Annotated in this window: 21 protein-coding genes; 8 read left to right on the top strand and 13 right to left on the bottom strand. The window is 43.6% G+C overall.

Annotated elements, in window-relative coordinates; all coding sequences use genetic code 11:
• Both IPM65_06550 and IPM65_06545 read left to right on the top strand, forming a co-directional pair.
• On the top strand, window positions 1-1,038 hold the full coding sequence (locus IPM65_06550; protein ID QQS43766.1) for a phospho-N-acetylmuramoyl-pentapeptide-transferase: 1,038 nt from the start codon (window positions 1-3) through the stop codon (window positions 1,036-1,038).
• Window positions 1,039-1,096: 58 nt separating this feature from the next.
• Complete coding sequence (locus IPM65_06545; protein ID QQS43765.1) at window positions 1,097-1,552, top strand: hypothetical protein; 456 nt, start codon at window positions 1,097-1,099, stop codon at window positions 1,550-1,552.
• Between the two features lie 7 nt (window positions 1,553-1,559).
• On the opposite strand, the gene IPM65_06540 is transcribed toward IPM65_06545, so the two are convergent.
• From IPM65_06540 to IPM65_06520, 5 genes are all read right to left on the bottom strand, one after another.
• A complete protein-coding gene (locus tag IPM65_06540; protein QQS43764.1) occupies window positions 1,560-2,423 on the bottom strand; it encodes a hypothetical protein in 864 nt (287 codons plus the stop codon).
• On the bottom strand, window positions 2,424-3,302 hold the full coding sequence (locus IPM65_06535) for a hypothetical protein (protein ID QQS43763.1): 879 nt from the start codon (window positions 3,300-3,302) through the stop codon (window positions 2,424-2,426).
• Window positions 3,303-4,028: a hypothetical protein gene (locus tag IPM65_06530; protein QQS43762.1), complete on the bottom strand. Its 726-nt coding sequence runs from the start codon at window positions 4,026-4,028 to the stop codon at window positions 3,303-3,305.
• An 86-nt stretch (window positions 4,029-4,114) separates the two neighbouring features.
• Window positions 4,115-7,150 (bottom strand): hypothetical protein, encoded by a 3,036-nt coding sequence (locus IPM65_06525; protein ID QQS43761.1) that lies wholly within the window; start codon window positions 7,148-7,150, stop codon window positions 4,115-4,117.
• A 360-nt stretch (window positions 7,151-7,510) separates the two neighbouring features.
• Entirely contained in the window at window positions 7,511-8,185 is a 675-nt protein-coding gene (locus tag IPM65_06520; protein QQS43760.1) for a triosephosphate isomerase, read from the bottom strand.
• Between the two features lie 331 nt (window positions 8,186-8,516).
• Here IPM65_06520 and IPM65_06515 point away from each other — a divergent pair, with 331 nt between their 5' ends.
• A complete protein-coding gene (locus tag IPM65_06515) occupies window positions 8,517-10,316 on the top strand; it encodes a UvrD-helicase domain-containing protein (GenBank protein QQS43759.1) in 1,800 nt (599 codons plus the stop codon).
• A 261-nt stretch (window positions 10,317-10,577) separates the two neighbouring features.
• Here IPM65_06515 and IPM65_06510 read toward each other — a convergent pair whose 3' ends face one another.
• Window positions 10,578-11,612: a KamA family radical SAM protein gene (locus tag IPM65_06510; protein QQS43758.1), complete on the bottom strand. Its 1,035-nt coding sequence runs from the start codon at window positions 11,610-11,612 to the stop codon at window positions 10,578-10,580.
• A gap of 90 nt (window positions 11,613-11,702) precedes the next feature.
• Here IPM65_06510 and IPM65_06505 point away from each other — a divergent pair, with 90 nt between their 5' ends.
• Window positions 11,703-12,380 carry an HAD-IB family phosphatase gene (locus IPM65_06505; GenBank protein ID QQS43757.1) on the top strand — a complete coding sequence of 226 codons (678 nt, stop codon included), beginning with the start codon at window positions 11,703-11,705 and terminating at the stop codon, window positions 12,378-12,380.
• Window positions 12,381-12,555: 175 nt separating this feature from the next.
• Here the strand turns inward: IPM65_06505 and IPM65_06500 are convergent, their stop codons facing one another.
• The 4 genes from IPM65_06500 to IPM65_06485 form a co-directional block, all read right to left on the bottom strand.
• Window positions 12,556-13,044: a hypothetical protein gene (locus IPM65_06500; protein ID QQS43756.1), complete on the bottom strand. Its 489-nt coding sequence runs from the start codon at window positions 13,042-13,044 to the stop codon at window positions 12,556-12,558.
• Window positions 13,045-13,223: 179 nt separating this feature from the next.
• The gene (locus IPM65_06495; protein QQS43755.1) at window positions 13,224-13,787 is read right to left on the bottom strand and encodes a LexA family transcriptional regulator; all 564 of its coding nucleotides are present in this window, start codon (window positions 13,785-13,787) and stop codon (window positions 13,224-13,226) included.
• 54 nt (window positions 13,788-13,841) lie between these two features.
• Entirely contained in the window at window positions 13,842-14,924 is a 1,083-nt protein-coding gene (locus IPM65_06490) for a transposase (protein QQS43754.1), read from the bottom strand.
• A 452-nt stretch (window positions 14,925-15,376) separates the two neighbouring features.
• Complete coding sequence (locus tag IPM65_06485; GenBank protein ID QQS43753.1) at window positions 15,377-16,642, bottom strand: hypothetical protein; 1,266 nt, start codon at window positions 16,640-16,642, stop codon at window positions 15,377-15,379.
• A gap of 140 nt (window positions 16,643-16,782) precedes the next feature.
• On the opposite strand from IPM65_06485, the gene IPM65_06480 reads away from it, so the two are divergent.
• Window positions 16,783-17,451 (top strand): hypothetical protein, encoded by a 669-nt coding sequence (locus IPM65_06480; GenBank protein ID QQS43752.1) that lies wholly within the window; start codon window positions 16,783-16,785, stop codon window positions 17,449-17,451.
• On the opposite strand, the gene IPM65_06475 is transcribed toward IPM65_06480, so the two are convergent.
• Entirely contained in the window at window positions 17,427-17,957 is a 531-nt protein-coding gene (locus tag IPM65_06475) for a hypothetical protein (protein QQS43751.1), read from the bottom strand. The two genes, IPM65_06480 and IPM65_06475, sit on opposite strands and share 25 nt — an antisense overlap.
• Window positions 17,958-18,046: 89 nt before the next feature.
• Here IPM65_06475 and IPM65_06470 point away from each other — a divergent pair, with 89 nt between their 5' ends.
• The gene (locus IPM65_06470) at window positions 18,047-18,475 is read left to right on the top strand and encodes an isoprenylcysteine carboxylmethyltransferase family protein (protein ID QQS43750.1); all 429 of its coding nucleotides are present in this window, start codon (window positions 18,047-18,049) and stop codon (window positions 18,473-18,475) included.
• A 1-nt stretch (window position 18,476) separates the two neighbouring features.
• Here the strand turns inward: IPM65_06470 and IPM65_06465 are convergent, their stop codons facing one another.
• Both IPM65_06465 and IPM65_06460 read right to left on the bottom strand, forming a co-directional pair.
• Window positions 18,477-19,799 carry a hypothetical protein gene (locus IPM65_06465; protein ID QQS43749.1) on the bottom strand — a complete coding sequence of 441 codons (1,323 nt, stop codon included), beginning with the start codon at window positions 19,797-19,799 and terminating at the stop codon, window positions 18,477-18,479.
• A gap of 354 nt (window positions 19,800-20,153) precedes the next feature.
• On the bottom strand, window positions 20,154-20,978 hold the full coding sequence (locus tag IPM65_06460) for a hypothetical protein (GenBank protein ID QQS43748.1): 825 nt from the start codon (window positions 20,976-20,978) through the stop codon (window positions 20,154-20,156).
• A gap of 123 nt (window positions 20,979-21,101) precedes the next feature.
• Here IPM65_06460 and IPM65_06455 point away from each other — a divergent pair, with 123 nt between their 5' ends.
• Complete coding sequence (locus IPM65_06455; protein QQS43747.1) at window positions 21,102-21,311, top strand: DUF2905 domain-containing protein; 210 nt, start codon at window positions 21,102-21,104, stop codon at window positions 21,309-21,311.
• A 76-nt stretch (window positions 21,312-21,387) separates the two neighbouring features.
• On the top strand, window positions 21,388-22,374 hold the full coding sequence (locus tag IPM65_06450; protein ID QQS43746.1) for a calcium/sodium antiporter: 987 nt from the start codon (window positions 21,388-21,390) through the stop codon (window positions 22,372-22,374).
• Window positions 22,375-22,637 lie beyond the last annotated feature (263 nt).

Below are 22,637 nucleotides of genomic sequence, written 5' to 3'. Positions count from 1 at the left end.
ATGGCGCTGTATCTCTACATTACGATTATCTCCCTTATCATCCATTTTGTCCTGATAATTCCGTTTATTAATTTTCTGTATGTAAAAAAATTTCAGCGGGCGAAGCAGCAGACATTGGATGCTTTTAATAAGCCGACTCCGATTTTTGACAAATTTCACCAGCATAAAAGCGGTACGCCGGTGGGTGGAGGGATCCTTGTTATCGCCGTTACGACAATTCTCACGTTATTTTTTCTGGGCAGTTTCAAATTTTTCGGAATATACACGCACTCGAACTATCCTTCGATTGTTTGGGAAATGGCAATTATCCTGTTTACGTTTGTGAGTTTCGGGCTGTTGGGGATATATGACGACTTAAATAAAATCTTTTTCTGGGAGAAAAAACATTTTTTCGGAATGAGATTGAGATTGAAACTCATTATTGAGATCATCCTTGCACTGATTATCTCCGTAGCACTTCACAATATGCTCGGTATTAGCATTATTCATATTCCTTTTTTCGGGGTATTTGATTTTTCTTATTTCTATATCTTGTTCTCAACCTTCGTAATTGTCGCTTTTGCCAATGCAGTCAATATCACAGATGGGCTTGACGGTCTGGCTTCGGGAGTACTGATGATAGCACTGTTTAGCTTCTGGGCCGTTGCACGGACTATTATTGACGTACCTCTTTCCGTCTTTATTGCCGTGTGGGTGGGAGGACTAATTGCGTTCCTGTACTTCAACATATATCCGGCACGTATTTTTTTGGGAGATACGGGAGCATTATCGTTCGGAGCTATGTTTGCCGTGATCGGTTTGCTTCTCGGGAAAGCATTTGCCCTTCCGATAATCGGAGGAGTATTTTTCTTCGAAATCCTCAGTTCGCTCGTGCAGCTTCTGAGTAAACGGTATCGCAAAAAGAAAGTATTTCCCGCGGCACCTCTTCATCTGCTTCTGCAATACTTGGGATGGGAAGAGCCCAAAATCGTTCTCCGATTCTGGCTTTTTTCCATCGTGTTTGCCCTTGTCGGATTGATGCTTGCCTTCCTCAAGTGATATACGGGTATATCCGATCACGTTGCAACTCCGAACGATCCATACTACAATGAAATCTATGGGGAAACAAATGGATGCAAAATCTGCTATTTTGATTATTGTAATAGTGGTACTGGTTGCTGCGGGCGGATATCTGGTATATCTCATTCAGGATGGAAGCAATCCTTTGGTACTCCTCAATAGTCAGGCTTCTGAAGATGACCCTTTGCTGGATGATCCGCTTGACGAAGACCCCCTCCTGGCTCAGGCAGGGTCGAGTCCTTCTCCTTCACCGTCTCCGACTATTCCGTATCAAAGTACCAGTCCGACCGTGACACCGACAGGTGCTGCTGTGAGTGCGACTCCGACTATTGATTTACTGATGAGCCCAACTGCCGGACCGACTGAGCTTCCTGAAACTGGTGTCACAGCTACACCGACACCCGTCACGAATCTCCCCGTGGCTGGTGTTTTTGATTATGTTCCTGCTGTGGCTGGAGGAATCCTTCTTGTAGTCGTCGCGATGCTGCTTTAAATCTTCATCATTCTCCGATACCTGGGGGTACCGTGCCCGTTGCGTTAACAGAAAGGAAGTAAAACAGTACCAGTACAAAAAGGACCAAAGCCATATTCCGCGAAGGTGAAGATGTCTGAAGCCATCGAATGATAGGGATTTGCGAAGGAGCTTCGGATTCAGACGGTTTTTGTATCACTTCACGGAAATATACAACATTCGAAGATGCAATGACTACAACAAGATATGTTGTCGGAATTGCAAAAAGGATATTACCGATGAGCGTGTCAAATTCGAGTTCATTTCGTATGATTATCTCGATAAACGAAACAAATACTAAAATTAAAAGGTAAAAAGGATTTTGTATTGTTACTCCGATACTCCTAAAGACAGCGGAAATAACATTCCGTTTTTCCAAAGAAAAGAAACAGGTCGTGAAACTAAAAAGGGAAAGGATGATTGCAGAGCTTAGATAATCAGTTATTGCAAAATCTGACTGCTGTTTCTGTACATCAAGTAAAAAGTTCCGCAGCATTGCCGGATTATTTTCGTAGAGATACACAATCGGTGCGACAATGAGAAATACAAAAACGCTCATCGGTATAATAAGTCTCCACAAGGAAGTCAGAGTATCTTTGAGTAATCGTCCGGCGGTCAGTTTGCTTTTTCTTATTGCATCAAGCAGTGACGGAACGGAACACACGAAACCGATATAGACGGGAAGATAAAATAACGCATACTTCAGGTATTCGGGGAATTCTGTACTATGAACATAAATAAGGACATTGAAGAAATAGTATATGAGGAATATGACAAAACTTCCTTTTGCCAGTTTCAACCCTTCTGTGACGGCATGTTTGAGATTGGATGGGGACATTATTTTATTTTCCAATTAATTCACAGTTTTATATTTATTTTCAGCTAGTATATATTGTTTAAGTATGGGATATTTATCCATCACTTTCATGAATTTAAGATCAGTGGATGGAGGGGAAAGAATTTGTTGGGTAAAGGCGTTTTGATACTCGATAAATGCCGTTTTATATTCGATAACAATAGGATCAAAACCTGCAGCTTTGGCAGCTTCTACATTAAAAGTCTTTTGTGTGTCAGTAGACGTTACGTACTGATCCAGTTTTGATTCATTATTTTTTATAAGTAAATATGTCTCTTTGCTCATTTCCTGGCCGTCAAAATATAAAGGTCTGTCTTCTTCTTTGGGAATGTATGGATTATCTGCATATGACTTATCAATATTGGACTCTTGAAGTGTTAGTGTATCAAAAATCTCGTAGAAAATTTCTTTATCGTTTTTATTGGATGTTTCGAACGAGATTGCATAAGCTATATCATTAATAGCTAAATAATATGATTCAGCATAGTACCAATCAATGGAAGTTTCATTGTACCGCCCGCTATATCTCCCGATTTTTCGAACTGTCGGATACCTTTTTTCATCATTGTATTGATCGTTATGGTTTTTATCGTTACCACTAATAAATATACTTCCTCCTTTACCCGGTGCATCTAAAGTAATTTGGCACATTAAGAACGGATCATTCTTCTCCTGTAAGATTGCTTCCCAGTCTTCAGGGTATTTTATATATATGCCACATGGTTTACTATAGAGACTGTTCCAGTCTTTATGCAGTTCTTCTGCTAATCCCACTTTTTGTAAAGAATTTTGCAAAAGGGAGAGATTTGTAGCACCAAAATATAAAAGTGCAATACATATTGCAGCGATAATAAATACGATTCCTTTGTTTTTCATTTATTGATTAAAAATACGAATAAGTACAAGTGCGATTTGGTGGAGAAATATCCAGAATCCTGAGAGGAGAAAAACGGTGATATATCTTCCGTATTTAGATTCCCGATATTGTGCCGCTTCCGGACTGTTGTATATCTCCATCGTTTTATCAATGAGAGGTTTCTGTTTCGGGGATTCGTATTTGTATTTTAGGTAGAAGAATATGATCAAGATTTGAATAAAGTAAACCAATGACCATATCCACATACCCGGATCGGTGAAGGAAGTATATTTACCATTAAATAAATCATTAAGTGAGGTTAATCGTCTTCCCCAAAATAAACCATCGATCGTTTGAAGAAGCGACAGAATTAAAATAATATTAAACGTTAAAAAGCTAACAATTATATTGCTGTTTTGAAAAAAGCTAGATTTTAATACATTTTTATTATGATTATAAACACGTGCCGTCTTAGATTGTGAGAATTGAAGCCTGTTAGCTATAAAAAAAGCTCTAGGCAAGTATCTAAAAAAAAGAATTACTAAAACTGCAAGAGTTATTAATCCAAAAAAAGGATGAGCAATGAGATACAAAAATACATTAGAAGGAACATAAGTATATTTGTATGCTAGAACCATTAACAAACCTGCGAATCCCGTGCAAAAAAGAAATGCAAGGTAAGTTCCCCGCATTATTTCAAATATAAAATCAAATATAGTTATTTGCTTTTTTTGGTTGTTACTCATAGTGCTTATTATATCAATATGTATCAATTATTGGAATAGAATCTATTGTGGAGCACCTGGTGTTACCAGGTGCTCCACATTGCCATTTACCGCTCGACTAGAGGCAGGTAAAGGCTGCTTGTGACATTGTCCGAATGCAAAACTGCTGCTGTTCCTCGATAATGAATCTCGTCGATGTCTCCTTTCAGATACCGAGCGTACTGTGACCGGAAGTCTTCAAGATCAACGGCTATTACTACGAGAGGCTTCTCTGACAATGCAGACAATGGAATCTGTAGATAGACATGGCCATCAGTATCAGCGGAATAGCTCCCTTCGTGAAGTGGTGCTTCGTTCGGGAAACTCAACTCATCTTCCGTCACAAGGACATAGACACCACCCGTGGGGCTGAATCCGTCAGCTTGAAGCTTCAGCGTTGATGGTCCTTCTCTGGAAACTTCCATTTCTGACCATACACCCTTAGTAGCAGCACCTTCACCTATTGCTGCCTTGAGATCGCTGAGGATTTCTTCAGGAAGCTCATCACTCAGGCTACTCGCTACTGCTGCCGGTTCAGGACTGGGCTCACCCCAAAATATTGGAAATACAAAGAACTTGAGAGACATGTTGTAGAGTATCATACCAATCATACCTAACCCAAAAATTCCTACTACCGTATTGGGATCGGTTAGTTGTATGTTAATTGATTCAACTTTCCTCGTCATCTCTGAGATGGACCATGCGAGTGACAAAGCAAGTTGATCACCTCGGACATGTACTTCATGCTCAATCTTCGTGTTCAGCGTGATATTGCCGTTGAGGTTGGGCAAATTGGCCGATGCCCCGTAGGACGTCTCACATGAATAGGCATACTTTTTGTTCGTGATCACTTCCCAGACCAATCCGCACTCAAACTTAGGATTGGCGGTGATGCTCTCTATGTTGGTTTTGATGCGACCGTCGTTGTAGACATCAATGTAGCTTCCATGGGATCCGAACGACAGAAGCTTACCGGTCGTGATGTCTCCAATCGTAAAGATCGCACCGGGACAAGCGTTTGATTTGAGAGTAGAAGTAGCTTTGGAAACAATATAGTAGGCAACGAAATCTTGCTTGATGCTATATTGCTGCATTGGCCGCTCGCGTGTCTCTAATCCCACGCAGCCTCCCGGAGGATCAATAGGGATCGGTGTAGGTGTAGGTACCGGTGATGGTTGACACTTGATGTTGAAATCTGCTGAGCGGTCAGTTGTCAGATCGATCGTGACGGGATTTCCCTCTTCAGTAGCGCAGTTGTGAACATGCCCCACATAGTAGGTATCCCGTGGCAGATTCGAAAAAGCAAAGTGACCGTCATTGTCATGAACAAGTGCCCAGTACGATTTACCATTGCTACCCACAGCCTTGACTCCAAAAGTCTTCCAAGCAGGGCTGCCATCAACAGTTACTCTTCCGGTCAGGTTGAAACTTCCGCACGTCAGATGGATATCCGGTCCTCGGTTGCCTGTTGATGGGACGTGAACATTGGTCGGTGAATCAGATGGACACGGGTGATTGTGATGGATGGTGTAATCGGCTTCGATCAGACTGACATCTCCTTTGAACTCATAGCGTCCGTTCTCATCAGTCAATGCCCAGACAGTCGTACCGTCTTTGAGAGAGGCTTTTACACCAAAATCCTTCCAGGCGGGCGTGCCGTCAATTGTGATATAGCCGTAGAGAGTGTATGCAGGACATCTGATGTCAAAATCGGGTCCCCGGTTTCCATTGCTGGGAATCCATACCGTGACATCGTTGTTTGATGGGCAGTTATGATTGTGACGAATTGTGTATTCGCCTTCAGTGAGGATATCATCTCCACTGAATTCATATCTGCCGCTTGTATCCGTCAGAACCCACTTCGTACTGCCGTTCTTGCGAGCTGCAGCTACTCCGAAACCTTTCCATGCAGGTCTTCCATTTACAGTTACGTATCCATAGAGCGGATGTTTTGTATCAGGACAGGTAATGTAAATATTCGGACCTTGATTGTTTGCTGCTGGGACATGAATACCGGCGGGGGTGTTTGATTCACACGGATGATTGTGATGTATTACATAGTCGGCTTCGAGAAGCGCATTACCTCCGGAAAACTCGTAATATCCATCATCACCCTGTGTTTGAATCCATTTAGTCATCCAGCCGTTAATCGTTACCTTGACACCAAATCCTTTCCATGCAGGCTCTCCATTAACATAGACTTTGCCATGGAGCGGAAAAGTCGGGCAATCCAGGTAGAGATCAGGACCGCGATTGTTTGTGGCAGGAATACCGATAGGGATTGGGGCATTGGAAGGACAGCTATGATTATGACTGATCACATAATTCCCTTGGATCAGTCGACTGGCATCACGAAATTCATACCAGCCATCATCAGTCTCAACTTTTGCCCACAATGTTGTTCCGTCTCCGAATGTTGCCTTTACTCCAAAACCCTTCCATGCCGGGACTCCGTTTATCTTGACATACCCATTGAGAGTGTATGTCGGGCAGTCAAGGTTTATATCAGGTCCTCGGTTGTTGGTCGCGGGAATCGAGATAGGGACAGGGGTTGTCGAGGGGCAATTGTGGTTATGATGTATGACATAGTTGCCGGCAATAAGAGCATTGCTGCCTTTAAACTCATACCAGCCGTCATCCGTCACAACTTCTCCCCACTTGGTACTCCAATCACCCAATGTTGCCTTTACTCCGAATCCTTTCCAGGCTGGTTTGCCGTTGATAGCCACATAACCGCCCAGAGTGTACGTCTGGCATGTCAAGTGAATGTCATAGCGAGTGCTGCCTGTAATGGAGATTAGCTGAGCATTAGGGGTACAACTACTGTTGTGTCCGATGGTATATGTTCCTGAGGAAAACCCCGTGAACTGATACCATCCTCCACGAGTCTCTGCCCACATAGTCGTGCCACGGCTTCCGGTTATTTTCACGCCAAAACCGTCCCAAACTGTTTGTCCATTGACGGTGACCATACCACTGATAGTGAATGTTCCGGCTGCTTGTGCAACCTTTGATGGATCAGCGTGAGGAATCCCGTTTGCCAGCAGATATACAACGATACAGACAATTGTTACAACCTGACGAATCCTTCGAACGAAACGCATCTTACACCTGTCCTTTCATGTAGAGAGTGTTCAATCTGAAGTTGTTCTTTTCTTCCGTCCTCCTGACGGATTATCAAGTCTGGATATTCCAAACCTCATACTCCGTCAGGATTTATTCTCTTAATCACTGTATTGTTTGCATCCGGTTGTCAAAGTGCTTATACAAATAGTCGTTCAGGTAAGATGCTTTACTTATCCAGAACAATAACTAATTTGTAGTAACTATAAGGAATACTTCTCCATGTATTGAGGAATTGTACTATTCTTATAGGATATGTGTTATATCATAACAAGTACATATTGCATTATTACAACGGTCTAAAATGAATATTGTGTGAAGGAGAGTGCAATCAAGAAGACTCACATTTCCCGCGCCATGGCGTAGAATTCTTGCGGGTCAAGCGATGCAGTCCCTACGAGAAATCCGTCAATTTCTCCTGTCTTGAGGTAGTCATTGATATTCTTCGAATCGGCACTGCCGCCATAAAGATATGCTGCGCCCTCAGGTAACTGTACTTTTTTCTTCATTTCAAGGACATACTCGACATCGGCATTTTCACCGGTGCCGATTGCTTCTACGGGCTCGAATGCAACAATTTTTACCGACGAATACACGGTGTCAGTCGCATTCCTGATGCAAAGAATGGGGGAGATGTTGTACTGATCACACATGGAGACTTTATGTTCGATTTCCTGTTCGGTTTCCTGAAAATGTTCACGGCGTTCACTGTGTGCGACAATGCTGTAGTTTGTAATATCTTTAAGCGCTTTTGCAGTAACTTCACCCGTGTATTTGCCTTCCTTGAAAGCAGAAACATCCTGAGCGCCGACTTCTATTCCGGAAATATTCTCAAAATGATTTTTGACATAGAGTATGAAGGGGAACGGGGGACAGATAATGATTTTGACCGTGTTGTCTGCCAGTTTTTCCGTAAGTTTTATGTCGCCTGCAAGCTGATCTTTAAATGTTTCAATCCATTTGTCTATTTCAAAAAGGGTCGTTTGTGCTTTCCAGTTTGCGATAAGGTATTTCATACTTTGAATAATAATGTACTAACTGTTTAATCTCGCTGTAATTTTTTATGCTCTGTGGGCGTGCTCGCCGGAATGTGTCAGCTGCGCACCTCCCAAGTCGCAAAAAAATTGCATCGAGCACACAGAAAAGCTATTTGTTAAGCCTAGTAATCAAAATTTGTGAGTGAAGTGGATGTCAGATCCGCCAGCTGGCGGAGAGTTCACTTCCGAACAAATTTTCGGTTACAAGCTTCTAAACACAGATCTTAAAACAAGTTCATCATAACATTAAACATAATGTTATAAATCTCGTTCTTCATGACTAACTAATGATTTGGTATCATTATACTCTATGGTCGATGTACTCAAAGGCTTAAATACCCAGCAACAGCAGGCAGTCAAAATTGTGGAAGGCCCGTCGGTGGTGCTTGCCGGGGCGGGATCGGGCAAGACGAGAGTCCTTATTCATAAAGTCCTGAATCTTATTGAAAATCATCAGGTTGACCCTCATCAAATCGTGATGATCACTTTCACCAATAAAGCTGCACGTGAGATGAAAGAGAGGATCGCAAAATCGACGGGAAATGAAGCAACACTCGGCTATGTCGGGACCTTTCATTCATTTTGCTGTATGCTTCTCAGACGCGACGGAGAGCATATCGGTATTCCGCGTGATTTTGTCATTTATGATGATGACGATCAGCAGCAGGTATTGAAGCAGATTTTGAAAAATATAAACACAAAATACTCGCCGCGCTTCTTTTCTTCAAAAATCTCCGAAGCGAAAAATCAGCTTATCACACCGGGTCATTATCTCGAACTGTTTTCATATTACAAAGCCGCTGAAGTAGCCGAGGTTTATCACCAGTATCAGAAAGAATTGAAGAAAAATCATGCACTGGATTTTGACGATCTTATCATGAAGGTGGTTGAGCTTTTCAGCAAACATCCTCCCGTTTTGGAAAAATATCAGGACAGGTATCAATTTCTTCTGGTGGATGAGTTCCAGGACACAAACGTCGCTCAGTATGTCCTGACACAAAAACTTGCTGAAAAGCACAAAAATATTACGGTTGTCGGTGACTTCTCTCAGAGTATTTATTCATGGCGCGGTGCCGATATCAGGAACCTTGAAAAATTCAGTGAAGATTTTCCGGAAGCAGTTGTCATCAATCTGGAACAAAATTATCGCTCTACCCAAAACATTCTCGATTTTGCGTATGAAGTCATATCCGAAAATCAGACCCATCCGATCCTGCAGCTTTTTACCGAGGCCGACGGCGGAGAAGAAATCACGTACTATACGGCTGACAATGAAGAAGATGAGGCGATTTATATCGCAAACGTGATACAGCAGCTCGCAAATAAAGCGCAATACTCAGACATTGCCGTCCTGTATCGGACGAACGCACAGTCACGTGCGATCGAAGAGGTATTTCTTCATTACGGGATCCCGTATACATTGATTGGCGGGACAAGGTTTTATGAACGAAAAGAAATTAAAGACATACTTTCGTATTTACGGTTGTTCCTGCATCCTGAAGATACGGTAGCATTGGAAAGGGTCAAAAAAATCGGGAAAAGAAGATTCAGTGCGTTCAAAGATCTGTATCTGAATATCAAAGAAAACGTTGAGGAAATTCCGACAATCGAACTTATGGATCAGGTGTTCGAATCGACGGAGTATCTCGGCCTGTATGATCCTGATATTCCCGAAGACTATGCCAGACTTGAAAACATCAAGGAGCTGAAATCCGTTGCTCTCAGTTTCCCGAATATCGTCGAGTTTCTCGAGCAGGTGGCACTGGTCGAATCTGAGTATTTTGAAGGGGAAAAGGGAGGAAAAAGTAAAGACGGTGTACGTCTGATGACTCTTCACCAGGCAAAGGGGTTGGAGTTTGATTATGTATTTATCACGGGACTTGAAGAGGGGATACTTCCCCATTCACGGTCAATTGATGATCTGCATCAGCTTGAAGAGGAACGGCGATTGTTTTATGTGGGGATAACGCGGGCAAAAGACAAACTGTACATCACCCATGCCAGGAGGCGGATGATTTTCGGGCGCCGGAATGAGGCGATGAAGTCACGGTTTATCAGAAAAGAGGATGAGGAGGAGTATGAGGCCGTTGAGGATGATGAGTGGTGGTAAGGGGGATGATTTTATTGCTCGATACGATTTTTTTATGCTCTGTGGGCGTGCTCGCCGGAATATATAAGCTGCGCACCTCCCAAGTCGCAAAAAAAATCGGTATCTTCGCTTTTATTAAAGCGAAGTAATCAAAATTTGTGAGCGAAGTGGATGTCCGATCCGCCAGCTGGCGGAGAGTTCACTTCCGAACAAATTTTTGGTTACGAGCTTACAGTTCCAAATCATGTTCCGCTGGTTGACAACGAGTTTATCGGGACGGAATTAGTAATGGTCCGTATATCGAATCGTTTTCCCTTGAAAATTGACAGCCTGATATTCTTTTTCAGATATTTTTTCAAACCACATGACGGGGATTTTGCCGTGGCCTCCGGGGGTGTCGATGACGTATTCGGGGATACAGTATCCTGATATTTTGCCCCGGATTGACTGATAGATCTTTTTTCCTTCTTCGACTGAGACACGGAAGTGATGAGTACCTGCAGCCGGGTCGAGGTGATGGAGATAGTAGGGCTTTACTCCGATATTGGCCAATTGCGTGAAAAGCGAGGACAGAGTTTCAGCAGTGTTATTGATATCTTTCATAAGGACGGTCTGTGAAAGAAGCATGATCCCGCGATTTTTCATTTCCGTTACCCTTCCGACAAATTCTTCCGTTATCTCCCGCGGATGGTTGATATGGATGACAACGATGGTTTGCTTTTGTCCCGTTATGCATTCCAGAAACTCTTGGGTCACCCGTTTCGGATACACCGCCGGTGTACGTGTGTGAAATCTGATGATGCTGAGATGTTTGACACCAGTGAGGCGGTCGATAACCTTTTTCAAAAAGTGATCGGTAAGCATGAACGGGTCTCCTCCCGAAAGAATAACTTCTCTGAGTCCTTCATGCTTTTCAATGTACATCATCGCATCTTCATAATGTGCTTTGTTGGTATCAAGAAGATTTTTTCTGAAACAGAAACGGCAATGTACGGCACAGACGTTGGTCAGCATCAACAGACATCGGTCAGGATAACGGTGCACAATGCCGGGAACCGGCTCATGAACATGATCACCGATCGGATCCTGCAGTTCATAATCGTATATTCTATCTTCAAGACTGTTGGGAAGAACCATCTTTTTCAGAGAATCGTGAGGATCGGACCAGTCGATCAGGTCAATATAGTATTTCGGAATCAAAAGATAAAAATGCTTATTTTCCGTTATGTGTATCTCTTCAGGATTGAATTTGATACCCTTCGATTTCAAATACTCCGAAAGCTGTTGGGAGGAAAAAATAAAATCTTCTCTGTTCATAAAGCTCATATTATAGCGGAACCATTATTCGTCCAATCTTGCTTAAAAAGAAAACCTGATTTACGGGAATCATATATAATGTTTGAAACTATGAATGTAATCTTCGATTTTGACGGTACGATTGTGGGACCGGAATCCCTTCCGCTTCTTGCTTCGGTTGTCCTTGATGGAAATCCTGACAGAGAGGATATTGTCGCTGAAATTGAGCGGATCACACAGATGGGGATGAACAATGAAATCCCTTTTGAGGAATCACTTGCCCGAAGGCTTCAGCTCATGCGACCGCACCGGGAGCACATCGCTCAGGCCACTGATATATTGAGGCAGTCAGTCAGCCCTTCACTTGTAAGACAACGGGACTTTATACGATCACATCAGAACGAATTTTTTGTTGTATCAGGCGGCTTCATGGAAATTATTGTCCCGATCGTTGATGAAATCGGGTTCAAAGAGGACCATGTCTTTGCCAATACATTTTTATTTGACGGGGAGGGATTCGTGACGGGTTGTGATACGGAGAATCCGCTCTCCCGCTCCGGCGGAAAAGCCGAACTTATCAAAGGTCTGGGATTGGAAGGCCAGAAGATAATGATAGGTGACGGTTATTCCGACTACGAAGTTTTTTTGAAGGGTGCTGTTGATGGAATCATCATCTCCACGGAGTTTGTCCCGCCGAGGGAGTTTGTGAACGGTACGGTTCCTCAGGCCCGCAGTTTTGATGAAATCACCGCAGTACTTTTTCCCCATCCCATACTCGAGAGAGTGTAGTTTCCTCTTACCTGTTCCTTACATCACTTTTACCATTTCTTGAACTATTTGAAGGTATGATTAGTAACTACAATATGAAAAATATTGTAACCCATAAGGATCGATCCTACAGATTCTTGAGTTAGGGGAAGGATCACGTATAGAATCGTGAGTGGTTTTTCCATTTCCCCTAAGCTCAAGAATTTCCTATATTTGCGGCAAGCTGCGATTCGTAAAACTCCCGAATATGCCAGAACTCTCCGTTTACTTCAATATATTCCGTTGCCAGTTGATCAGGGGGAATTTTGTGCATTGAGTGTCCGTGGATATGCCTGAATGCAGTGTTTCTCCACGTCTCTTCCACAGCGCCTTCAAGATCATATCTGACATGATGAACCCGTTTGTCCTTCGCGAGTTTTTTTGCCACGGCAAATGCCTCACGATACTCATCCTCTTCAAACTGCACACCGAACGGTGCAAAGTTGTGGGAATGGAGATTCATATATCTTCCGTCTTCTGTCCAAATCAATGTCTCCCAGTATGCACGGCTCCCGATATGATGTACGAGACTCAAATTCTTTGGCAGTCTTTTATTCCACTCTTCCCATTCATCATGGAAATAAGGGAGTTCATATACGACCCACGGTTTTTCAAGGACCTCAGCCGGTGTGAAAAATTCTGACATAAAACACAAAAAAATAAAATGATAATTGATGTGACGACAATAGACTGTTTTTTATGAAGAGAGAGAAGAAAATTGTACCGATATTGAGCGTGAGTTCTATACACAAACTATAGTATTGAGCTCAAATCAATGCAATGTATCAAACTGTACCTCGGAGTAAGGGATATGTAAGCTTATAGTTATCGGTATTCTCTGACAACCTTGATGACAACGCCGCCGATTTCAAGCTTACGCTTCGGGAAAATGTCAGGATATTTTTTATTTGCGGCCTTCAAATATATTCTTCCGTTTTTATCAAAATAGTATTTGAGTGTCCATTCATCATCAATAAAAGCGGCGACGATGTCGGCCGTTTGGGGACGGAGGGATTTGTCCAAAACGACAAGGTCTCCTTCTATGATTCCGGCGCCTTCCATTGAATCTCCTCTGACCTTCAGAACATAGGTGTCGGCAGGATTTTCAATCGTAAACGGAACAAGCGTTACCGTCTCGTAATTCTCCTGTTCATCCTGCGGGAAACCCGCCTGAATGGAACCCAGAAGGGGAAATTCAAAAAAACGGTCCGTCGGAATAAGCTTTTCTTTGTTTACTTCCAAAAATCCTTCTTCTTTCCAGTGGTTGATCCAGTAGCCGACTGCACCGGGAGACTGCAGGTGAAAGAGGTCTTTCATTTCACGGAATGACGGAATGTAGTGGTATTTAAAGTAGAACCGTCTTAGGATGTCGTATTTGTCGTCTTTCATATCGTACAGCTGAACTAATAGTATACTTCAATTTAGTACAGCTGTACAAAATTGTCAATAAGATGTATGAGTTCCATACATATGGCACTCTTTAGGTAAAATAGATAATAGGTAATCCATAGGTGAAATATTGTTCAGGCTTTTGTGAACTCGCTTTGTATTGTACCAGACGAGGTATTCAATAAGGTGACGATTGAATGATCCGATACCGGTCCACTTGGTATAGATGTAGGGGTTCATAAATTCTTCCTGGAGTGTTCTGTTTGCTCGCTCAATAAAGGCATTGATCTTGGGACATCTGGGGTAGATAAAGAGGTGTGGGATATTGTTTTCTTCCAGATAGTCATGGAAGTTTCCCAGATACTCGAGGCCGTTATCTGTTTGTATGGTTTTTATACCATCTTGTATTGGGTATACTAGTTCCAGTCTTCTCATAAAATCAGCACCGTTTCGGCTGTTGAGTTTTGAGTATCCGTAGGAGAACTGGAATTTGAGTTTGATGTCCACTGCATTGAAGACATACAGCTTGATTCCGTGTACAAACTTCGTGATGGTATCAATCTCAATGTATCCGGTATCTTCCACCTTGGGAGACCGCTTGACCTTCTGTCGGTACTTTACTTTCCGTTTTGCAAAGCCACTTGCTGGATTGTGATAGATCCGGTAGGTCTTGCGCTGCAGGTTGTGTCTTTTGATCACTTTTCCAATGGTTGACTCAGATATAGTTGAAATTCCTTCCTGTAGGCAATACTCATCAAGTAAGGGCTTGATCTTCTCCTTTCCCAAACAAAAGTATTGTTCTCGAATCTCTTTGATAAAGGATATGACCTTCGGGTGAGTCTCCATACGTCGGGGTGTCTTTGGCTTGGTTGTCTCTGGTATCAGGCTATCCAACTGCCCTTCTGAATCTCGCCGTCTCTTCCTCCATCGAAACAATGTCCTTCGTGATATCCCATATGCATCAACTGCAGCTTGTATCCCGTACTTCTCTGCAAATGTCAGAACATCGTTTCTGATTTGTGCTACATCTGACTGATTGTAGTCTGATAGAGATCGTATCTTTTTCATAAGATCTCTATTGTACTGCCAGTCATAACTCCTAATTACTCGAAGCTGATCTCCTCCCCATTTACTCATAGATGTTAGTTCCCTATGAGTGCCATATCTTTCGTAACTTATTCATAAGAAGATTGTTGATATATTGACATGTATTTGTCATCCCGAATTCTGAGCTCTGGTTTATCGTCTTATGAACAGGTTCGGGATTCTAAGTAAATTCTTTAGTCTCGATGTGATTTTTTTAGCTCTGTGGGCGTGCTCGCCAGAATCTGTCAGCTGCGCACCTCCCAAGTCGCAAAAAAATTTCATCGAGCACACAGAAAAGCTACTTGTTAAGCGCAGTAATCAAAATTTGTGAGTGAAGTGGATGTTCGATCCGCCAGCTGGCGGAGAGTTCACTTCCGAACAAATTTTCGGTTACAAGCTTATAAACACAGATCTTGAAACCAATGCAGGATGAAAATATAACCCAAAAAAACACCCTCCGGCTAGCTTCAGAGGGTGTTTAGTCGATCAGGTGAAAAGATACATTATCTCTTTCCGGCCTTCTCATTTGATTGGACGTAGCTTACGCATTGTCCCTGGTTCTTGAATGTAGGACTATTGAATGTCATCCATCCCCCGTTCTTACATTCATTCTTGTCTGTCGGCGGACCGATGATGTTGTTTACTTCAACGGTAATAACATCGACTGATCCGGCATCCTTGTTGTCGAACTGATCACGTGCTTCGAGACGGATTGTGTATGTGCCGTCAGGAACTGCAGTGGTATCCCACATGAAGAGGGATTGATCAGTGAACGAGTTGCTGTCATAGACAGTACCCGGTCCGGCGACAACCGCATTTGATGCATCCCGGACTACGGTGTAGTATCTCCAGGGATTGTCATCAGTGACTGTTCCGCGGACATCGACCGTGCCTGTCAGCACTGCTCCGTCTGCGGGAGCGGTGATTTCGACATCAGGTGCTTCGGTGTCGGGTGCAGGTGTTGCTGCGGATTCCATGGTGAGATTATCGAAGAGGAAACCGTTCCCTGCGTTTGCAGGTATAGCAGTGCCCGAAGTCCTAAAGAGTACTGTGCGTACAATTCGGGGACTTTGTTCGGCAGATGCTTCAGTATCAAATCGATAATAATTCTCCCATGACGTTCCGGTGTGAACCAGAACTCCGTCAATGTAGACTTCCACAACGTCGTTTGACGGACCGTCCATGACATCCATCACAAGACGGATTGTATGCGGGACTGTTCTGTCAAGAGTTGCAATTGACGTTCCTACAAAGTTTGCAGGACTCGAAGTACCCTGGACATCATAAAATGCCACATCGATTCCGGCTGAGGTATCAGTAAAACTGAGGTAACTCATACGGGAACCGTCTCCGCGATCTGGAGACACTGAAAGGAACATTCCCGGTTGTTCGGTCGGGGAGGTAGATGCAATATCAAACTGCATGTCAAACCGTGTTTGACGTACTCCTTCCGGATAACCGTTGGCGGTAGCGTCTGCTTCTCCTACTGCATCAGCAAGCGGTTCTGCGAACGTATGGTCGCCGAACGAACTGCTGGTGACAGCGTTGGAGATGCGCAGTGTCTGATCACCGAATGACGGAATACCGTAAGTATTAGTTTCAACTTCAACATCGTACGGTCCTGTTTTCATCCAATTGTTTTGTCCGTTGATATTCCCCGTTGTAAAAGTGGGAGTATCAAAGTTGACTGAAGCGGTTGAAGCGAATACAGGAACTGCAATGAATGCGAGTGCGATGAACGAAGTCAGAAATCCGATAAGTTTTTTCATATTTTCACCTCCTTTCTTTTTGCTCAATTTTTTTACTATAGCGGCTCTACTGTGAAAGACTTGTAAGAAGACAGTTTTTAATGTATATTGACACGCACAAGTCGCGTCTTTATAATCTCTTTGAATTATTCCCTGAAAAAATGTCAGTACTTGAAGCATACAGGCACATAAAAGAAGACAAACCGTACATTAACTGTGCCTCAGCAGTCGTTCACGCATTGTCACAGCAGACACCACATGAACTATCAACTCTTGCAGTGCTGGATAATAACGCACAATCTCTCGTAGATATCGCAGCATGTGTCGCGGTAGAGCATGCCCGAAAAGGGAATTTCACGGCAACACATGCCATGGAACCCGAAATGACCCCTTCTTATTTTTTTCGAAATGTTCAAAGGCAGATTTCACATCATAACGACGGCGGTTATTATATCGGCGGTTTGATGGCTACTGTTGAACGCACTCTTAAAGGTCCGGAGCTGCATGTCATCGGAGTGATGAATCATCATAAAGGACGGCAGGAAATGTTTACGGTATGTGACACAAGCAAAATGTTCAGTAAGACCCTTGTACGGCGTATGACACCGAGGGAAATGGATGAGAGGATAATCGATCCCGGCGTATATGAAGATTACCGTGCATTGGCGCTTGTCGGATATCCGTTGGAAGTCCTCGAACAGGATCCGGATTTGCACGGAGATCTTTCATCAATAGAACACGAAATGCAGATGGCAGAGTATCGGATGTATGAGTGTCTTGAACGTGTCGGCTTATTTCATATGGTTCAAACTCCTTTTTCAGGCAGATAGTCAGATACGAACAGTGCCGGAGTCAAAAAATCATTTGCTTCGATTTGCTGAAAAAAAGCACGGACCGTTGCCTCTGTATCTACAATCTGCGGAAGCTGTTGCTTTGTCAATATCTGTGCTTTCATTTCTCTCATTTCATCAAATGTGGTCGGTACATTGGATCGCACTTGAGTCCTCCAGCCTTCTTCCCAGCCTGATCTTGCATTTCCGTAAAACATTTTTGTCAAAGTCGTTCCTTTTCCGTCTTCGCTCGGACCGTCTATGACATGGATTCCCAATGTATACAACGGATTCTGCCCTTTATACTTTTCTTCCGTCACCTCAAAAAGTTCTATCCATTCTCCATACAGAGTAAGTCCCTGAAATGCCGTTCTTTTGATGTGAGGGTGACGGGGATCTTCTGCCCGAAATACGTATCTTCGGTCTCCGTACTCATTCAGGCATATGACGTCCGCTTCAATCGGTGATTGTTCCGTAACCCGTAATGATTCAAGTTGTACTGTCATTTGAGTATTATAACAATCTATTATGAGATAGTTGTGAATATTTTATGAAAAACGATTCAGATATGGATAGTGATTATGTATCATAAGATATGGCTGTTTTAATGGTTGTTGTTCAATTTGTTTCACTTGTCTTACTGGCTTTATCGGCTCCGATTTTGCCAGAGTCCTATCTGTCACTCGGATTGTATATGGCAGCTGCCGTGACGGGGATGTTTGCTCTGCAGGCGATGCGCCGGAGTAAGCTTCGGATTTCTCCGAAAGTGGATCCTGAAGCGAAGCTTGTGACAAACGGCATTTACCGTTTTATCAGGCATCCGATGTATCTTTCCGTGATTCTGATGGGAGCGGCGATGCTGGTGAATCAATATACGCCTCTCAGAATCGGCATTTTCGTGACTCTTGTCATTGATCTCCTGGTAAAAATGCTGTACGAAGAACAAATGCTGCGAAAGCGGTTCGGGGATGATTATGTCGAATATAAAATGCACACAAAACGGCTGATCCCGTTTGTATTCTGACTTACGAGCTGTATGCAGGGGCCTGTTGGGGTACGTTTCCGAGTGTCCATTTCCGGGGGAATGAGCTCATGCCGAATACCTTGATTCTGGCGTAGGTCAGCATGGTGTGCACGACTGTCTGCAAAAATACCGGATTAGTCACGAAACGCTGAAGCAAAGCCGGAGAAATGCTTCCTTTTATGATGTAATCTTCCATTTGTTTGATAAATTCCTGATCGACTGATCCGTTTTTGAACCAGTTGCCCATGGTATCCATCAGTTTGCTGGTATTGCCCGTATGCTGTTCACGCAGTCTCGCAAGCGTGAAAGCCAGAAACTGATAGTCGTTCGGCCAGAACTGCTTGAGTCTGTCATGTACCTGCAGAGGAGTATGATTCTGATCGATTGCCTCTGCCGTGACGACACCGCTAAGGAGCGTCCTGTTGAATGATTCACCGCTTTTCGGCTTGGCGACGCCTGCCGCTTCACCGACTGCATATACATGTTGTGTGTCAGGCTTGTACAATCCTTCGGAAAGTATTTTTCCTGCCGTAAGTTCGATGGGGTGATTGTCAATCAATTGAAGGCCCGGTATTGTTTCCGCAAAATCGACAAGGTGCCTGAGTCTGGTGTCTGCTTCATTCAGAAATTGGGGAAAAAAGGATTCCCATCCCCATGCCGAATATACGATATCAAGAAGCGGTTCACCGTTCGGTCCCGTGTAAATGCTGGGGTTTATCCAGGAGGTAGCTCCCGTCTTATCCCAGACGAGTATCATTTCATCTTGAGCCAAGGTTCCCGGATACTGCCCTGCATAGACATATTCAGCGATTTTATCGCGTTTTGCGACTTCCGGTGCGACGTGAGCCATGATGGATCTGCCCGCCCCGGTGCTGTCAATTGCGGCATCAAACTGCCTTCTGCCCCCGTCTATGGTGACTTCGACTCCGTTCTGGTTTTCCCGTACCTTCACATGCCTGAGCTCATTTGATGAATAGCTCTCTACCGTGATACTTTCTTTGCCGTTCAGTCTGGCGTTTGCATCTTCCGTCAGCTTCGGGTAATTGACCATAAAATAGTCAGTGCCTGTCTCGACGCTGAAATCAGTACCGTTGACGGTATAGATTCGCATGGTAGGGAGCGGTTTACGATATTCGGGAGGACAATAGGTGTCCATTACATCACGATAAATACCGGTTGAGGTAGAATAAATCGAGCGGCTGTTGCCTTGCGGTGTATCGGGGACAATACGGGTCACCCGGTGACCGGAGTTTGTGAGTGCATCTGCACTGGATATGCTTCCCGGCCCGTTGCCGAATATAGCAATTTCTTTAGAATTACACATTGAATATGTATTATAGCCTATAATATATAGTTTGTAAAGGAGAATTGAGTCTGAGAGAGGGATTGGGAGTTCGGCACTGTCTTTCAATAAGATCTGAAACCCGTCCATGAGACGATGAACTTATGGCTCAAAGTTTGGAATGAAAGGAAAATAAATTTGAGCGAAGATGTAATTTTTTTGCGAATTGGGAGGTGCGCAGCTTATTGATTCCGGCGAGCACGCCCACAGAGCATAAAAAATTGTATCGAGCGATAATTATGATATGGTTCCTGAATCAATCCGCCAATCGGCGGTCAGGATAACATAAATTCTAATTTAAGGTTACAAGCTTACCAAGGCAAACCCGAAACATACTTACTGAGCAAGCATGGCTCTGAGGTCCACACCCGTCTCGACAGGCGCAGTCAGAATCTTTCGTGCAAGCTCCTGACTCGGTACGGCAATATCTGCTTCAGTAAGGTCCCACTGCTGTTCTAGATATTCCTGTGAAAAATACGGAATGGACTGTAGGGCGCTCGGGTCGGTGAGGGTGTCGAGCCGCTGCGGTACGGGACGTTCCTGATGTTTCCTTTCATCATCATGAAGAAAATGACTCGCACGCATCGCATGTTCACTGTAATCGACTGTGCCGTCAGGGTCGATGAAAAAGGTAGCGATGTCCGTGAGATCGTCAGGAGTCGCAGTCTGAAGCTGCAGGGATACTGAGGTGTCAGGGTAGACATTCATTCGGATACGTCTTTCGGGCATCAAAAGAAGACCGAAGGAATGCTGCCTGTGGGGGGCATATCTCATCTGCCGGTCGACTGCAAGGGTATAGGGGTAATGCGTATCTGATGGGAAGATCACACGATCAAGCCGATAGTGCTGGTAGGGACCTTCCATGTATCTGAATGCATGTCCGCGGTCATCAAATTCACTTTCTGCGAAGTCTTCAAAATCAGGATAGATAGATTGTAAATCTGCCGGTGATACTCCGATCCGGGCTAAATATTCAAGTGCTTCGGGGTATTGTTCGAGGCCCGGATACTGTGCGAGTTCCTGTTTGGATATCTTCTGCTTTCTTTCAGCGGGCTCCGATCCGTGATTGGAATAGACGAGTATGCTTGCCGCAGCACCATAATCTTGAGCTGTGGGATCTCTTCGAAGTCCCAAACGACGGAAAAAGCTTTCAATTGCCATAAGAAAAAAAATGAACTTATAGAATTGATGTTATTATAGTCTCACTTTGCAAAAATGAGGTGAGTTTGTAAGAGTATTGTGTGTATTTGATATTCAGGCACAAGGGGAAGGTATAATGAGTTTATGGATATGGGAAAGCTACTTGTTATTTTCGGTGCAGTCATCATTTTGGCGGGGATATTCATGTCTTATGGGCCGTCGATCCCTTTTTTGGGGAAACTTCCGGGCGATATCTATTTCAAGCGTGATAATTTTTCATTCTATTTCCCGATCACGACGTCAATTCTTGCCAGTATCCTTTTGACTTTTCTGTTTCGGATTTTTTCAAAATGAGTCAGAGCAATGTAATGTGAGAGAATGTTGAGTTTTTATTGACTCTGAATAACTGTTGTATACAATTAGGATATCAATGATTGAATTCATTTTATTTATTATCGGTATTGTGATTCTGGTGAAGGGCGCGGATTTTCTGGTAGACGGTGCTTCTTCTCTTGCATTCAAATGGGGCATTGCACCGATGGTGATCGGACTGACGGTGGTTTCCTTCGGGACTTCGGCTCCTGAGCTTCTGGTATCTATGACAAGCGCTTTCAAGGGCAGTACGGATATTGCTCTGGGAAACGTGGTTGGGTCGAATATTTTCAATATTTTGCTCATTCTCGGAATAAGCGCGATCATTTTTCCGCTGAAAGTCCAAAAAAACACGGTTTGGAAGGAAATTCCGTTTTCTTTTTTGGCGGCTATTTTTGTCCTTATCCTTGGTTTTCGGACATTCATTGATGAGCGGCAGTTTCAGAGTATCATACTTGCCGGATCTCAGATTGAGGGTGTGATCACGCGCTCGGACGGTCTGACTCTTCTTGCCTTTTTCATCATCTTTTTGTATTACACGTTCGGTATTGCGAAAGTGTCGGGTGATTCTGATATTGAGATAAAAAAGATGAGTATGGGAAAGATTGTTTTGTTTATCATTTTGGGTGTTGTGGCACTGGTGATCGGAAGCCAGGTGGCGATTGACAATGTGATTGCCCTTGCCCGGATGCTGAATATCAGTGATACCCTGATCGGTTTTACGCTCGTTTCGGCGGGGACGAGTTTCCCTGAACTTTTTACGAATATTGCCGCAGCACGCAAAAAAAATGCCGATATTGCTGTCGGAAACATCGTCGGCTCCAACATTTTCAATATTTTCCTGATTCTCGGCGCGACTTCATTTGTCAAAGACATTCCGATCCGGGGTATTCAGATTGTGGATATTATGATTCTCTGGGTTGCGACGGCGGTCCTGTTTGTGTCGATTTTCGTTTGGCAAAGGCATACTCTGGGCCGGAAAGAAGGGATCATCATGGTCCTGGGATATATCGCCTATACTGCGTTCTTGGTATACCGCGGCTGATCAGGGAGAAACTTCAGTTTGATATTTAATATCATTACGTTATCTTGTAAACTGAATGGTATAGCATTTGTATGCAATCTATGAGTGAATATTATGCTCAACAGTTTACAAAAAGCACGCTTTCCATGAGACTGTCAGGAAAACAGAAAGCCTTTTGGTATTTCTCTTCTTATCGATAGTAATCGGCGGCTGGTACTTCTCTCCCGAAGCCCGCTGCAGAAGGCAGGCCAAGAAAAATGTCTACTCAAATGCCGCAGTCGCAG

Source organism: Candidatus Roizmanbacteria bacterium, from assembly GCA_016700135.1.
In the GTDB taxonomy this organism is placed as follows: domain Bacteria; phylum Patescibacteriota; class Microgenomatia; order UBA1406; family GWC2-37-13; genus UBA1450.
Note: the sequence above shows the minus strand (reverse complement) of the source record. Positions and strands in the feature narration are given on the sequence as shown.